Origin of the sequence: Sediminimonas sp. (assembly GCF_024637375.1) — a bacterium.
Taxonomy (GTDB): Bacteria; Pseudomonadota; Alphaproteobacteria; order Rhodobacterales; family Rhodobacteraceae; genus Sediminimonas.
The window spans coordinates 13,099-28,215 of sequence record NZ_JAGXFK010000042.1; the positions used below are offsets into that span (position 1 = coordinate 13,099).

Consider the following 15,117-nt stretch of genomic DNA (forward strand, 5'->3'; position numbering starts at 1 on the left):
CCGCGGTGGCGCCCTAGCTATCGCGCGCGATAACGAAATGCGCGGCCTGCCGCAAGGTTTCGGCCTGGCCACCATAGCCGTCAAGCGCGGCGCAGGCCTCGTCGGCCAGTTCGGCGGCGCGGGCGCGGGCCCCGTCGAGACCCAGCAGCGACACGAAAGTCGCCTTGCCCGCCTCGGCATCCTTGTTCAACCGCTTGCCGGCGCGCGCCTCGTCACCGGTTACGTCAATGATGTCGTCGGCGATCTGGAAGGCAAGCCCCAGCGCCCGCGCGTAGCGCCGCAACGCCCCCGGCTCGTCGCCGGCCATGCTCGGCCCGGCACAGGCGGCCCATTCGATCAGCGCACCGGTCTTGCCGGCCTGAAGCGTGGTAATCTGGTCCAGCGTCAGCGGCGCATCGGCGCCCTCGGCGGCGATGTCCATCGCCTGCCCGCCGACCATGCCGCGCACCCCGGCGGCCCGCGCCAGCGCCAGCACCAAGTCGGCGCGCGCGCCCGCGTCGGCGCACCCGCGCGGGTCGGCCAGCAACTCGAACGCCAACGCCTGCAATGCATCCCCGGTCAACACCGCGGTGGCCTCGTCCCACTTGCGGTGCACGGTGGGCCGGCCGCGGCGCATGTCGTCGTCGTCCATGCAGGGCAAATCGTCGTGCACCAGGCTATAGGCATGCATCGCCTCGATCGCGGCGGCGGGCCATATCGCACGCTCAGGTCCGATGCCGTGCAGTCGCGCGCCTTCCAGCACCAGGAAGGCGCGCATGTGCTTGCCGCCCGCGCAGGCATGCTGCATGGCCGCGCCCACCGGCGGATCAAGCGGCGCCAGCACCTCGCGCAGGTGGTCCTGCACCTGTGCCGCGGCTTCTTTCAAACGGGCGCGAAACACCTAGAGACCTTCGACCGGCTTGCTGCCCGTGGGGGTGCCGTCGCCATCAAGGGTGATCGCGGCGACCTTTTCCTCGGCTTCCTTGAGCTTTTCCTCGCAGCGTTTCTTGAGTTCCGCACCGCGTTCGTAAAGCTTGATCGACTGCTCCAGAGGCACGTCGCCGCGTTCAAGATCGCCAACGACCTTTTCCAGCGCCGCCATCGCCTCCTCGAAACTCATTTCGCCGACCGGTTTGTCGCTCATGCGCCTGCCTCCGTCAAAACCCGAACATGGGCCGCCGCGCTGGCCGCCAGCGCCGACAGATCATAACCGCCCTCCAGAGTCGAGACAACGCGCCCCCCGCACAGCTCGTCGGCCAGGTCGCAAAGCTGTCGGGTAAGCCAGTCGAAATCGGCCGTTTTCCATTCGAGTTGCGCCAGCGGATCGTCGGCATGGGCGTCGAACCCCGCCGAGACGATCAGAAGTTCGGGCGCAAACGCACGCAGGCGTGGAAAGACCTGCGTTTCGTAGACCGCACGCATATGCGCGCCATCGCTGTCCGGCGGCAAGGGCAGGTTGACCACGTTGCCATGAGCACCGCGCTCGTCGGGCGAACCGCTGCCCGGCCACAGCGGCGACTGGTGCGACGAGACGAACAGCGCGCGGGCCTCGTCCCACAGCAGGTCCTGCGTCCCGTTGCCGTGGTGAACGTCGAAATCGACCACCGCGACGCGCGACAGGCCGTGATGGTCGAGCGCGTGTTTCGCCGCTATCGCCGCGTTTCCCAGCAGGCAGAACCCCATCGGCGTGGCGCGTTCGGCGTGATGCCCCGGCGGGCGGCAGGCGGCGAATGCGTTGTCCACCTCGCCGGCCAGCACCATGTCGACGGCGCGCACCGCCGCCCCGGCGCCGCGATAGGCCGCCGTCAGCGAGCCGGCCGAGATAAACGTGTCCGCGTCGAGCTTGGCGATGCCCTCTTCGGGCAGGGCGGCGCGCAACTCGGCCAGGTAGCTGGCGGGGTGCACGCGCAGCACGTCGTCCTCGGCCGCCAGCGGCGCGGTGACGCGCTTGAGGTCCAGCGGCTCCAGCGCGTGGAGGACGTGTTCCAGCCGCGCCACCTGTTCCGGGTGGCGGCGCGGCGTGTGATGATCGAGGCAGTCGGCATGGGTCAGCAGGGCGGTTGTCATCGCGTCGGTCCATTGGTGGCGGTCGGGCCGGACCCTAGGGCGCCGGCGCGGCCTTGTCCATCGGTGCCGGGTGGGGGTGTCAGTCGGGGGCCAGCATGTAGCCGGCGCCGCGCACCGTCTGCAGGTAGCGGGGCTGGCGCGGGTCGGATTCGATCTTGCGGCGCAGGCGGGTGATCTGCACGTCGACAGCGCGGTCCTGCGCCTGCCCGCCATCGGCGCCGGCACCGCTGCGACCCAGTTCCTCGACTAGGCGGGCGCGGCTGATCGGCTCGCCGGGTGCGGCGGAAAATATCCGCATCAACTGGCTTTCGGTCGCGGTCAGGCGGACGGGCGCGTTGCCGAGCCACATCTCGCCGCGGTCGATATCATAGCGGATATCGCCGAGGCGCAGCACCTTGGGTGTCAGGTCGGCCGGTTCCGCCTCGGGCAGTCGGCGCAGGATCGCGTTAATCCGCAGCAACAGCTCCTTGGGTTCGAACGGCTTGGCAAGGTAGTCGTCGGCGCCCGCCTCCAGCCCGGCGATGCGATCCTCGGTCTCGCCCTTGGCGGTCAGCAGCAACACCGGCGTCTGGCTTGTCTTGCGCAACTCGCGCGTGAGCGTCACGCCATCCTCGCCCGGCATCATCACGTCCAGCACGATGAGGTCGAAATCGAGTCCCTGCAAGACCCGGCGGGCATGGGCGGCATCGCGCGCGGTCGAGACCAGGAAACCATTGCGCATCAGGAATTTCTGCAACAAGCCGCGGATGCGTTCATCGTCGTCGACGATAAGGATATGCGCGTCTATCTCGGTCACGATCCGGCCTCCCTGAAGGCGTTGTAGCGGCGGCGCATCTCGGGGTCCATCATTGCTTCGAGAACCTGGCGGAAACCGGCGACAGCCTCGGGTCCCGCGGCACGGAATGCGGCGCGCATGCGTGCGCGCTGCGCGTCCGACAGCCGCGCTTCCAGCGCCTTGCCGGCCTCGGTCAGGTAGAGGTGGCGTTCGCGCTTGTCGCTGGTGCCCACCCGGCTTTCGACAAGCCCATCCTCGATCAGGGTGCGCAGCACCCGGTTCAGCGATTGCTTGGTCACGCCCAGCAGTTCCAGAAGGTTGGTCACCGTCGTCCCCGGCGCGCGGTTGATGAAATGGATCGCCCGGTGATGCGCGCGCCCGTAGGCCATGGTCGCGAGAATGCGGTCGGGATCGGACGTGAAGCCACGATAGGCGAAAAAGATCGCCTCGATGCTCTGACGCAACTGCTCATCCGTGAGAAACAGCAGGTTCTCTCCGACAGGGGCGTCAGCCATCCGCGTGCCTCCTTGTTTTCGAATTGCATCTTTGAAAGGCACCATAAGTCAGCCTTATTGACTTTCCAAGACTCAACTGGTAGCGAATCGCAGTTTTGACGCAATTTTATGTCCGAAGCGGACGTAAGAAGCGCAACAAATGGAAACGTTGGCAAGGATACGGCAATGGCTGGCTACGACGACCGCGACGGCAAAATCTGGATGGACGGTGACCTCATCGACTGGCGCGGCGCCAACGTGCATGTAATGACGCACGCGCTGCACTACGCCTCGTCGGTGTTCGAGGGCGAGCGTTGCTACAACGGGCGCATCTTTCGCTCGCGCGATCATTCCGAACGTCTGATCCGGTCGGGTGAAATGATCGACTTCCATATCCCGTGGAGCGTCGAACAGATCGAGGCCGCCAAACAGGCGGCGCTTGACGCCAACGGCCTGAGCAATGCCTATGTCCGCGCCGTGGCCTGGCGCGGCGCCGGCGATGACATGGGCGTGGCCAGCGCGCGCAACCCTGTCCACCTCGCCGTCGCTTGCTGGGAATGGGGCAACTACTACGGCGACGCCAAGACCCACGGCGCCAAGCTGGATATCGCCAAGTGGAAACGCCCCAGCCCGGAAACCGCGCCAAGCCAGTCAAAGGCGGCGGGCCTGTACATGATCGCCACCATGTCCAAGCATGCCGCCGAGGCCAAGGGGTGCAGCGACGCGATGATGCTGGACTACCGCGGCTACGTGGCCGAGGCGACCGGTGCCAACATCTTTTTCGTCCGCGATGGCGAGGTTCACACGCCGCTGCCGGATTCGTTCCTCAACGGGCTGACGCGGCAGACGGTCCTGCAAATGCTGCACGAGCGCGACGTCACCGTGCACGAACGCCACATCATGCCCGACGAGCTGGAAAGCTTCGAGCAATGCTGGCTGACCGGCACCGCAGCCGAGGTTACGCCGGTGGGCCACATCGGTGACTACCGGTTCGATGTCGGCGCGCTGACCCGCGACATCGCCCACGGCTACGAAGACCTGGTGCGCACCTGAATCGCGCGCAACACGCCCCGCAAAGCGGCCCCGCCCCCTTGCCGCTACCGGCACAAGCGCGCCGCGCCCGCGGTCGGGGCTCCGGCTGAGCGGCCTTGCTCTGTCATCGCTCGCTCAGTCATCGTCGGGGTGCCGCTTGCGTCAAAAAGGGGCGCCCCGCAAAGGGCGCCCCGGTCATGTGCCAGCGCGGGCAAGCCACGTCAGCCCGGCGTGATACCGCGCATGCGCTCCGAGCGGCGGCGCAGCAGTTCGATCGTTGTCAGCAGCAGGATCGAGATCGTCACCAGGATCGTCGCCACCGCCAGGATCGTCGGGCTGATCTGCTCGCGCAGGCCGATGAACATCTGCCATGGCAGGGTTTTCTGACCGGCCGAGCCGACCAGAAGCACCACGATCACCTCGTCGAACGAGGTGATGAAGGCGAACAACCCGCCCGAGATAACGCCCGGCAGGATCAGCGGCATCTGCACCTTGAAGAAGGTCGTCACCGGGTCGGCCCCCATATTGGCGGCGGCGCGGGTGAGCGACTCGTCGAAGCTCGACAGGGTCGCCGTCACCGTGATGATGACGAAGGGAATGCCCAGCGCCGCATGTGCCAGGACCACGCCCATGAACGTGCCCTGAAGACCGATATTGGCGTAGAAAAAGAACATACCGGCCGAGGTGATGATGAGCGGCACGATCATCGGCGATATCAGCAGCGCGGTGATCGCCTTCTTGAACGGCACGTGCGGCTGCGTCAGCCCGATCGCGGCCAGCGTGCCCAGAGACACGGCTATGAGCGTCGCCAGCGGCGCGATCTTGACCGAGTTCATGAACGCCTGAATCCAGGAATAATCGCCGTTGGCACCGAAGAAATCGCGATAGTGCTTGAGCGAGTATCCGTCCGGGTCAAGCCGTAGCATTTCCGGCGTGAAGGTAAAGAAATCCTCCGCGTTGAACGACAGCGGGATGATCGTCAGGATCGGGAAGATCAGGTAGAAGAACACCAGCCCGCAGATCACCCGGAAGGTATAGAACCAGACCCTTTGGCCGAACGTCGCGTATGAAGGAAGTTTCGTAGCCATGTCTTTTACCCCAGCTTCACGTTATCGACGCCGACAAGCTTGTCGTAGATGTAGTAGAGCAACAGCACCACCACGAGCATGACGGTGCCCAGCGCCGCCGCCAGCCCCCAGTTGCCGGAACTCGAGAACTGGTAGTAGATCCGGTTCGAAATGAACGTGCCATCGGCGCCGCCGACCAGTTCGGGCGTGATGAAGTAGCCGACCGCCAGGATGAAAACCAGCAGCGACCCGGCGCCGATACCCGGCGTGGTCTGCGGGAAATAGACCCGCATGAACGCCACCGTGTTGGTCGCCCCCAGCGATTTCGCCGCGCGCAGGTAGGATGGCGGGATCGTCTTCATCACCGAGTAGAGCGGCAGGATCATGAACGGCAGCAGGATGTGCGTCATCGCGATGACCACGCCAAGCTGGTTGTTGATCAGCGACATTCGTTCGGTAAAGCCGAGCGCGATCCAGAAATCGTTGATCACGCCTTGTTGCTGCAACAGGATTTTCCACGCCGATGTACGCACCAGCAGCGATGTCCAGAACGGCAGCAGCACCAGGATCAGCAGCATGTTGGCCGACTTTGCCGGCAGGTCCGCCAGCAGCCACGCCACCGGGTAGCCCAGCGCGAAGGTGCAGAAGGTGATCAAGAAACTCAACCACAGCGTTCGGACCATCAGTTTGGAATAGATCCGCTGATCGGGATCCTTCATCTGGATACCCTCGCTGGTGCGCTGCGCGTCGAAGGCCGCCAGGAAATAGCTGGTCGTGTAGTAGCCCGAGTTCGCCTTGATCGTGGCCCAGTACTCGATATTGCCCCAATCGTCGTCGATATCGAGGAACTTTTCGCGGAAGGGACCGTCGGTTTCGATATCCCAGTTGGACACCCGGCGTCCCGACTTGCGGAAGATCGACGACATGCCAGCCGATTCGTAGTTGAAGCGGCGGCCAAGCTGCGTGTGGTTGCGGTTCTCAAACGCGGTCGCGAGGTCCTGGGCCAGGGCGCGATAGACGGGTTCGGCGGGCATTTCGCCAGATGCGGGTTCCCAGTCCTGTATCTCTTCGACCACGTTGGGCATCAGGTCGGGAATGTACTCGGTGCCGGCCGTGTTCTGGACCGAGCGCATCAACATTTCACCGATGGGCAGGACAAAGCTGATCGTGACGAACAAGAGCAGCGGCGCGATCAGCAACAGCGCCCGAATTTTCTGTGCCCTGAGCGCCCGCGCCAGGCTTTGCTTCAGCGGCGTCCCGTCGGCCGCCAGAACCAATCCATTCTCGTCAAAATGCGTATCGGCCATCATTCTTCCCTGTTGGTCATTCGGAACACGTTTGTCGGATCCGTTATTCGTTGGTCTTGGCGAAGCTGCCCGCCCCGGGGCAGATCGGCAAAGACGCAAGGGGTGGCGGGGGGCCGATGGCCCGCCCGCCGGATTGTTGGCCGATTACTCGAGCAGCCATGCCTGGAACTGGCTGTCCAGGTCGTCACGGTAGCTGGCCCACCAGTTGTAGTTGAACAGGAAGGTGTTCTCGGCGTTGGCCGGATCGGTCGGCATATGCGGCGCCATCTCGATGCCAAGCTCAGCGTGCTCGCCCACCAGCGGAGCCGAAGAGGCGCGCGCCGGACCATAGGAGATGTAGGCAGCCTGATCTGCCAGGCGCTGCGTGTCGGTCGCGAAACGGACGAAATCCTTCACACGGGCCAGGCGATCCGCCGGCAGGTCAGCGGGGATGATCCAACCGTCGAGGTCGAACATCTGCCAATCCCACAGCATGCCGATCGGCTGATCCTGCTCGGCGATGGCCGAGAACAGACGCCCGTTATAGGTGGAACCCATCACGACTTCGCCATCGGCCAGCAACTGCGGGGTTTCCGCACCGGCAGACCACCAGACCGTCTGATCCTTGATGGTATCGAGCTTGGCAAAGGCACGCTCGACGCCTTCTTCGGTTTCCAGCGTGTCATAGACGTCGTCGATGGCCACACCGTCGCAGATCAGAGCCCATTCCATGTTGCCGATCGGGCGCTTTTCAAGCGCGCGCTGGCCCGGGTAGGTTTCGGTGTCGAAAACCGCGCAGACGCTTTCGGGCTTCTGATCGACCATGTCGGTGCGATAGCCGAAGGTTGTCGAGAACACGATCTGCGGGATGAAGCAATCGCTGACGATCGAGCCGCCGAAGTCCTCGGTGGCCGGGGTGCCATCAGGCGCCGGCGCCAGCATCTCGTCATGGTCGATTTCCATGGCCAGGCCTTCGTCGCACAGGCGCATGCCGTCGGCGGCGGTGACGTCGACCAGATCCCATGTCACGTTGCCCGCTTCGGACATCGCACGCAGCTTGGTCACGGCCTCGCCCGAGCTTTCGTCGGTGATGACTTCAAGCCCCGGGTTCATTTCCTTGTAGGGCTCGATATAGGCTTGCACCTGGCTGTTCTGGTAGGCGCCGCCCCAGGACACGACGGTCATGCTGTCGGCCATGTTGTGGCTGTCGGCATGGGCCGCCACACCAGCGACCGTCAGGGCGGTCGTGCCGATAATTGTTTTCATGAGTTTCATACGGATACTCTCCTTGTTTTATAGGCCCGTTCTTTGATGCCCACCCATCCACGGGCTGGAAGAGGGGGGGCTGGTCGCACGCCCGACGCCGTCAGGCATCCAGCGCGCGACAATCCTCTGGAAGCCAGCCGATCTCGATCTGCTGTCCCGGCTTCAGGCGCACCTGATCCGGGGCGTTCCGGGTTTTGATGATGAAATCGTCCTGCCCGGCGACGCGCAGTCGCGTGCGGAAGATATCGCCCATGTAGATGAATTCCAGCACCTCGGCCTTGAGCGTGTGCACACCTTCCTTGAGGCGGCTCTTGTCGATTTCCACCCGCTCCGGGCGGATCGAGATCAGCGTGCGTTCGCCGGGCTTGGACACGTTGACGGGGGTGCAGTCGATCACCTCGCCGTCGTCCAGTTCGACAATCGCCTGACCGTTGCTGATTTCCTTGACCGTGCCCTCGAAAGTGTTGTTCTCGCCGATGAACTGCGCGACGAAGCTGTTTTCGGGTTGTTCGTACAGCTTGTCGGGGGTGGCGAGCTGCTGGATACGGCCGTCGTCGAATACCGCGATCCGGTCGGACATCGTCAGCGCCTCGGTCTGGTCGTGGGTGACGTAAACGGTGGTGATGCCCAGCTCGTGCGCAAGGTTGGTGATCTCGAACTGCATGTGCTCGCGCAACTGCTTGTCGAGCGCGCCCAGCGGTTCGTCCATCAGCACCAGCTCGGGCTCGAACACCAGCGCCCGGGCCAGCGCGACGCGCTGCTGCTGGCCACCCGACAACTGCGCCGGACGACGGTTGCCGAAATCGCCCATCTGAACCATGTCCAAAGCGCGCTTGACCTTTTCCTCGCGCTCGGACTTGCCGATCTTGCGCACTTCCAGCGGAAAGGACAGATTCTCGGCGATGGTCATGTGCGGGAAAAGCGCGTAGTTCTGAAACACCATGCCGATGCCGCGCTTGTGCGGCGGGATATTGTTGATCGGCTTGCCGTCGAGCTTGATCTCGCCGTGGGTGGCCGTCTCGAACCCCGCCAGCATCATCAGGCAAGTGGTCTTGCCAGACCCCGAAGGCCCGAGCATCGTCAGGAACTCGCCCCGTGGTACCGCGAGATTGAGATCCTTGACCACCAACTGCACGCCATCATAGCTTTTCTGGACGTGCTCGAACGCGACGAATGCGTCTGTGCTACTGTTTCCGGACAATGTGACTCCCCGTCTATCGTGCGCGGCTGATGCCGCTTGTCGTTTATCATTACGGCGCTGGACGCCGGCAGATTTGAACTAAAGCGCGTCACAGGCATCGTTGCAACAGGCTTGCGACATTTTTGGTCAGTTTGCGACATCAGCAAGCCGCGCTGACCGTCAAACAGGCAAAAAAAGGAAATCTGCCTTCACCCCGGCAACCGTCAGCCCGGAAATACCCCGGGCTGACGGTGCGGATGGTATCAGCCCAGCACCTCGGCCACCGCCTTGGCGGTCTTGGCGGCAACCTCCTCGGCCTCTTCGCGGGTCAGGCAGAAGGGCGGCGCGAAGCCAAGGATATCGCCCTGCGGCATGGCCCGGCCAATCACGCCGTGCCCCAGCAGCGCCGCGGCCACCTGCGGGCCGACCTTGTCGGCAGCATCGAAAAGGGTGCGCGTGTCGCGGTCCTTCGCGAACTCCACCGCGCACAGCATGCCCTCGCCACGGATATCGCCGACATTGGGATGATCGCCAAGCGCGTCGCGCATCGCGGCGTTGAAATGCGCCCCCACCTCGCCGGCGCTGGTCACCATGTCCAGCTTGTCGATCAGTTCCAGGTTGGCGATGCCGGCCGCCGCCCCGATCGGGTGCGCCGAATAGGTCCAGCCGTGTCCGATCGGGCCGTTCTCGTCGGTGCCCTGCTCAAGCACCTTCCACATCTTGTCGCCCACGATCGAGCCCGACAGCGGCGCATAGGCCGAGGTCAGCCCCTTGGCGATGGTGATCAGGTCGGGCTTGATGCCATAGTGATCCGACCCGAACATCGTGCCCAGCCGGCCGAACCCGGTCACCACCTCGTCGGCGATGAGCAGGATGTCGTGCTTGTCCAGCACTTTCTGGATTGCCTCCCAGTAGCCCTCGGGCGGCGGCACGATGCCCCCGGTGCCCAGTACCGGCTCGCCGATGAAAGCGGCGATGGTGTCGGGGCCCTCGCGCTCGATCAGCGCCTCCAGTTCCGCGGCCAGGTAGGCGGTGAACTGGGCCTCGCTCATGTCGTCGGCGGGACGGCGATAGTAGTAGGGCGCGTCGGTATGAATGACCTGAGCCAGCGGCAGGTCGAACTTCTTGTGGAACAGCTCCAGCCCGGTCAGCGACCCGGTCATCAGCCCCGAACCATGATAGCCGCGCCAGCGCGAGATGATCTTCTTCTTCTCGGGCCGGCCGAGGATGTTGTTGTAATACCAGACCAGCTTGATGTTGGTTTCGTTGGCGTCAGACCCCGACTGCCCGAAATAGACCTTCGACATGCCCTCGGGCGAACGGTCGAGGATCATCTTGGCCAGGGTGATGCTGGCCTCGGTGCCGTGGCCGACATAGGCGTGGTAATAGGCCAGTTCGCGCGCCTGCTCCGCGATCGCCTCGGCGATCTCCTGGCGGCCATAGCCCACGTTGACGCAGTAGAGCCCGGCAAAGGCGTCCAGCAGCCGGGTGCCGTCGCGGTCCTCGATATGGCAGCCGCTGCCGGTGCGGATTACCCGGTTGGGCGCCTCGCCGCGCGCGAATTGCGCCAGGTGCGTCGAGGGATGGAAAAAGTTTTCACGATCCCATTTGTCCAATTGGTCGTTGCGTAACATCGTCGTTCCTTTCGTTTGTTCCGAGGCCCTGAATTTTCAAAGAATTCAGGACCAGAATCTTTTCAGGATTCTGGCCATCTCACGCCCAGTCGCGGCAGACGTACTTGATCTCCATGAACTCTTCCATGCCCTTCCTCGCGCCTTCGCGGCCCTGACCCGATTGCTTGACCCCGCCGAAGGGGATCGGCGCGCCCGTGACCTTGGTGCGGTTGACCGCCACCATGCCGAATTGCAGCGCCCGCGTGACGCGGTAGATGCGGCGCGGGTCGTGGCTGTGCAGGTAGGCGACCAGCCCGTACTCGGTAGCATTCGCCTTGGCGACGACCTCTTTCTCGCTGTCGAAGGGCGCGATCGGCGCGACCGGTCCGAAGGTTTCCTCACACATGATGGCGGCGTTGTCGGGCACGTCGACCAGCACCGTGGGTTGATAGAACAGCCGACCCAGCTTGTCGGCCCGCGCACCACCGCAGGTCAGCCGCGCGCCGTGCTTCAGCGCGTCGGCGACGTGCTCTTCCTGTTTCTGAACGGCTTTTTCATTCATCAGCGGGCCGATATCGGGGTCGTCCATGCCGAAGCCAACGGTCAGCGCCTTCGTGGCCCTGGTGAACCGCTCGCAGAATTCGTCATAAATCGGACGCTCGACATAGATGCGGTTGGCACCCAGGCAGTCCTGCCCCGAGGTGGCGAACTTGGCCTTGATCGCCTCCTCCACCGCCAGGTCAAGGTCGGCGCCCTTGAACACGATCACCGGCGCGTGCCCGCCCAGTTCCAGCACCAGCCGTTTCACCGTGTCTGCCGACTGCCGGTAAAGCAGCCGGCCGATATCGGTCGAGCCGGTGAACGACAGCGCCCGCACGCGCGCATCGCGCGTCCACGGCTCGACCACCGTCGAGGCGCGCCCGGTCACCACGTTGAACACCCCCGGCGGCAGCCCCGCGCGCTCAGCCAGTTCGGCCAGCGCCAGCGCCGAGAACGGCGTCTCGCCCGAAGGGTGCGCGACCACCGTGCAGCCCGCCCCCAGCGCCGCGCCGGCCTTGCGGGTCAGCATCGCGGCGGGAAAGTTCCACGGCGTGATCAGCGCCGCCACGCCCACCGGTTCGAGCCACAGCTCGACCTCGGCATCGGGCAGGTGGCTGGTAACCCCCTCGATGTTGGGGCGCTTGGTTTCCTCGGCGTAGTACTCGATGAAGCTGGCGGCGTAGTCGATCTCGCCGCGCGCCTCGCTGATCGGCTTGCCCTGTTCCAGCACCATGATGCGCGCCAGGTCTTCGCGGTGCTCCATCATCAAATCGAACCACCGGCGCAGGATGACCGAGCGCGCCTGCGGCAGGGTCATCGACCAGTCCTCGAACGCGGCCTGCGCGGCATCGACGGCGGCGGCGCTGTCGTCGGCCGACAGGCTGGCTACCTCGCCCAGCGTGGCACCGTCGGCGGGGTTGTACACCGGAAGCGTGGCACCGTCGCCGGCGCTGCACCACTTGCCGCCGATATATGAAAACGACCGCACAAGGCGGGGGTCGTCGAGATCGCTCAGCGGCGACTGGGCCGCGAGTTGCGACTGCGTCATGGAAGCCTCCTGCAAAATTGGATGATATGTATCGCTGCCCGGCAGGATGCCCCGAATCGGCCCGTCAACGGGGCTGAATTTCAGTGCCGGCGCAGGCTAATCTGCTGCCGGGCATGGCACCGGCAGTCAATTCTTCTGTAGCCCCGCCAGCATCTCGACCGGGGGTGTCGCGCCTTCCTTCACCGTCTTGGTGACGATGTAGGTGTAATAGCGCGCCAGGCCGACCCGCGCCTCCAGCAGCGAATCGATCAGCCGCTGGTATTCGTCGATGTCACGGGTGACAACGTGGAACAGATAGTCGAACCCCCCGCCCAGCGACCAGCAGCCGGTAATCTCGTCGCGGTCCCGCACGGCGCGCTCGAAGGTCTGGAAGTGCGCCGCGGTGTGGCCCTCGAGCTCGGCCGCGACGAAAACGGCGACATGCGCGCCCAGTTCGCGCAGGGAAATCCGGGCGCTGTAGCCTTCGATGATCCCGGCCTTTTCCAGCCGCTTCAGCCGCTCCCACGCGGGGCTGGCCGACAGGCCGACGCGCGCAGCAAGTTCGGCCTTGGTGATCCGCCCCTCGGACGACAGCACCCGCAGGATCGCCATGTCGCGCGCATCAAGCCTGAGCATGCCGTTCATGCCTCGATCACCTGGCCGGCGCCAGCCGCGCTCACGGCGGCAAAGACGTGGCTGGCAATGGCGGTGTCCTGCGCGCCGGTACCGGTAAGGTCGCAGATGGTGATGTCGTCGGGGCTGAACCGCCCCGGCGCGGCGCCGGTGATCACCTGGCCCAGTTCGGCGGGAATGCCGCGCGTCCACACGCCCGCCTCGATGGCGCCGCGCAGCTCGCCCATCACCTCGGCCTGGCTGACGCGATCGGCGACATAAAGATCGGCCGCCGCCAGCGCCGCGGGGTCGATCTCGGTCTTGCCGGACTGGTCGGACCCCATCGCGGTGACGTGCAGGCCCGGGTGCAGCATGTCACCGCGCAGCACGGGTTCCCGCGCCGGGGTGGTGGTCACCACAAGCTGGCTTTGCGCGACCAGGTCGGCGGGGTCGCTGGTCACGCCCGCGCGCACCCCCAGCGCCGCCTTCAGGTCAGCGGCACAGGCGGCCGCCTTCTGCGTGTCGCGGCCCCAGACCAGCACCTCGTCGAACGGGCGCACCAGGTGCGCCGCCCGCATCTGCAACCGCGCCTGCACGCCGGTGCCGATGACGCCCGCGGTGCTCACGGTATCAGGCGCCAGGTGCCGCGCCGCCACCGCGCCGGCGGCAGCGGTGCGCAAATCGGTCAGGTAACCGTTGTCGAGATAAAGCGCCTCGACCATCCCGGTCTGCGCCGAGAACAGGATCATCAGCCCGTTGAGCGACGGCAGGCCCAGCTTGGGATTGTCGAAGAAACCGGGGCTGACCTTGATCGCGAAACCGCTCATGCCAGGGATGTAGGCGGTTTTCACGTCCACCTCGCCGTTGACCGCCTCCAGTGCCATCGACAGCACCGGCGGCATCACCACCTCGCCGCCCGCCAGCGCAACAAAGGCGCGCTCGATCACGTCGACAAGCGCGATGTCGAGCTGCGCGATCTCGCGCAGCTCGGCCTCGGTCACGATGCGGATCTCATGCGTCATGGCGCTGTCCCTCAACCGTCACGTCTCCCAGGGTGACATCCTGCCCCGTCATGACCCGCGTGAACAGCCCCATGTCGGGGTTGCGCCCGGTGATGATGGTGGCGACCGGTCCGGCGGGCAACCGACCGTCCAGCCTGCCCGCCTCCAGCGCCGCCAGCCCGACCACGCAGGCGCCTTCGGCAACGATGCGATCCTCGTAGTAAAGCGCCTGCATGGCGCGGTAGATCTCGGCCTCGGTCACCAGCACCACGTCGTCCAGCAGATCGCGGCACATCGCAAAGGTCAGGCGGTTCGACAGGCCGATGCCGCCGCCCAGCGAATCCGCCAGGCTGGGCACTTCGACCACGGAAACGGGGTGACCCGCGCGCAGGCTCTCAAACATCGCCGCGCCACGGTCCATGCTGATGCCGACGACGCGCACCGATGGCTTGATCGTCTTGGCCGCCAGCGCCACGCCGGCGGCCAGCCCGCCGCCTGACAGCGGCACCAGCAGCGTGGCGATGTCCGGGCGGGCGGCCATCATCTCCAACCCGACGGTCCCCTGCCCGGCCACCACCGCCGGGTCGTCGAAGGGCGGGATCTGCGCCAACCCCTCCTCGGCCTCCAGCCGGTCGGCCTCGGTTTGCGCGTCGTCCTGGCTGTCGCCGGTGATGCACACCTCGGCGCCCAGCGCGCGGATACCGTCGATCTTGGCCTGCGGTACCAGCCGCGACATGCAGATCACCGCGCGCAAGCCCCGCGCCCGCGCAGCAAAGGCCACCGCACGGCCGTGGTTGCCGGTGGAACAACAAGTAACACCGGCCACGTCACCCAGCACCGCCACGGCGTTGAGCGCGCCGCGCAGCTTGAAGGCGCCAGTAGGCTGCGCGATTTCCAGCTTCATCAGCCCCTCGGCGCCCGCCAGCCGCGACAGTGCCGCCGAGGGCACCAGCGGCGTGGCATCGGCAAGCCCGCGTATCCGGTTGGCGGCAGCATGGATGTCGGCCAGCGTCAGGTGCATGAAAACCTCGGGGCGGAAAACGGCGTGTTGTGCACAACCCTGACGGGCCGCGCCATGCCGAATTCTGTATCACCAAGATTTTACATTATTTTCCAAAAGCGACCTTTCGGGTTCGTTTTTGGAACTGCGCAGTTGTGTACATTTTGCCAAGGCTGGG

At 65.2% G+C, this 15,117-nt stretch carries 14 protein-coding genes and 1 pseudogene; 1 reads left to right on the forward strand and 14 read right to left on the reverse strand.

The features are described 5' to 3' along the window. Window positions 1-13 precede the first annotated feature (13 nt). The 5 genes from Q0L89_RS06195 to Q0L89_RS06215 all read right to left on the reverse strand — a co-directional run bounded on the left by Q0L89_RS06195 (window position 14) and on the right by Q0L89_RS06215 (window position 3,336). Window positions 14-880, reverse strand: a complete 867-nt coding sequence (locus tag Q0L89_RS06195; protein WP_296763281.1) for a polyprenyl synthetase family protein — start codon at window positions 878-880, stop codon at window positions 14-16. Then, the gene (locus Q0L89_RS06200; protein ID WP_296763282.1) at window positions 881-1,123 is read right to left on the reverse strand and encodes an exodeoxyribonuclease VII small subunit; all 243 of its coding nucleotides are present in this window, start codon (window positions 1,121-1,123) and stop codon (window positions 881-883) included. Further along, window positions 1,120-2,046, reverse strand: a complete 927-nt coding sequence (locus tag Q0L89_RS06205) for a histone deacetylase family protein (protein WP_296763283.1) — start codon at window positions 2,044-2,046, stop codon at window positions 1,120-1,122. Before Q0L89_RS06205 ends, Q0L89_RS06200 begins: the two co-directional genes overlap by 4 nt. Window positions 2,047-2,125: 79 nt before the next feature. Continuing rightward, the gene (locus Q0L89_RS06210) at window positions 2,126-2,842 is read right to left on the reverse strand and encodes a response regulator (RefSeq protein WP_296763284.1); all 717 of its coding nucleotides are present in this window, start codon (window positions 2,840-2,842) and stop codon (window positions 2,126-2,128) included. After that, window positions 2,839-3,336 (reverse strand): MarR family transcriptional regulator, encoded by a 498-nt coding sequence (locus Q0L89_RS06215; protein ID WP_296763285.1) that lies wholly within the window; start codon window positions 3,334-3,336, stop codon window positions 2,839-2,841. Before Q0L89_RS06215 ends, Q0L89_RS06210 begins: the two co-directional genes overlap by 4 nt. Window positions 3,337-3,501: 165 nt before the next feature. On the opposite strand from Q0L89_RS06215, the gene Q0L89_RS06220 reads away from it, so the two are divergent. Further along, window positions 3,502-4,368: a branched-chain amino acid aminotransferase gene (locus Q0L89_RS06220; protein ID WP_296763286.1), complete on the forward strand. Its 867-nt coding sequence runs from the start codon at window positions 3,502-3,504 to the stop codon at window positions 4,366-4,368. A 200-nt stretch (window positions 4,369-4,568) separates the two neighbouring features. Here Q0L89_RS06220 and Q0L89_RS06225 read toward each other — a convergent pair. The 9 genes and pseudogenes from Q0L89_RS06225 to eutB all read right to left on the reverse strand — a co-directional run. Continuing rightward, window positions 4,569-5,414 (reverse strand): annotated as a pseudogene (locus tag Q0L89_RS06225) (ABC transporter permease); the annotation flags it as partial. Between the two features lie 26 nt (window positions 5,415-5,440). After that, complete coding sequence (locus tag Q0L89_RS06230; RefSeq protein ID WP_296763287.1) at window positions 5,441-6,721, reverse strand: ABC transporter permease; 1,281 nt, start codon at window positions 6,719-6,721, stop codon at window positions 5,441-5,443. 144 nt (window positions 6,722-6,865) lie between these two features. Further along, a complete protein-coding gene (locus tag Q0L89_RS06235; RefSeq protein WP_296763288.1) occupies window positions 6,866-7,975 on the reverse strand; it encodes an extracellular solute-binding protein in 1,110 nt (369 codons plus the stop codon). Window positions 7,976-8,066: 91 nt separating this feature from the next. Continuing rightward, window positions 8,067-9,167, reverse strand: coding sequence for an ABC transporter ATP-binding protein (locus tag Q0L89_RS06240; protein ID WP_296763289.1), 1,101 nt, complete (start codon window positions 9,165-9,167; stop codon window positions 8,067-8,069). Between the two features lie 242 nt (window positions 9,168-9,409). After that, the gene (locus tag Q0L89_RS06245; RefSeq protein ID WP_296763290.1) at window positions 9,410-10,780 is read right to left on the reverse strand and encodes an aspartate aminotransferase family protein; all 1,371 of its coding nucleotides are present in this window, start codon (window positions 10,778-10,780) and stop codon (window positions 9,410-9,412) included. A 79-nt stretch (window positions 10,781-10,859) separates the two neighbouring features. Beyond that, on the reverse strand, window positions 10,860-12,347 hold the full coding sequence (locus Q0L89_RS06250) for an NAD-dependent succinate-semialdehyde dehydrogenase (protein WP_296763291.1): 1,488 nt from the start codon (window positions 12,345-12,347) through the stop codon (window positions 10,860-10,862). 126 nt (window positions 12,348-12,473) lie between these two features. Continuing rightward, complete coding sequence (locus Q0L89_RS06255; RefSeq protein ID WP_296763351.1) at window positions 12,474-12,962, reverse strand: Lrp/AsnC family transcriptional regulator; 489 nt, start codon at window positions 12,960-12,962, stop codon at window positions 12,474-12,476. 5 nt (window positions 12,963-12,967) lie between these two features. After that, window positions 12,968-13,960: a cyclodeaminase gene (locus Q0L89_RS06260; RefSeq protein ID WP_296763292.1), complete on the reverse strand. Its 993-nt coding sequence runs from the start codon at window positions 13,958-13,960 to the stop codon at window positions 12,968-12,970. Then, a complete protein-coding gene (gene eutB / locus Q0L89_RS06265; protein WP_296763293.1) occupies window positions 13,950-14,960 on the reverse strand; it encodes a hydroxyectoine utilization dehydratase EutB in 1,011 nt (336 codons plus the stop codon). Before eutB ends, Q0L89_RS06260 begins: the two co-directional genes overlap by 11 nt. Window positions 14,961-15,117: the final 157 nt, after the last annotated feature.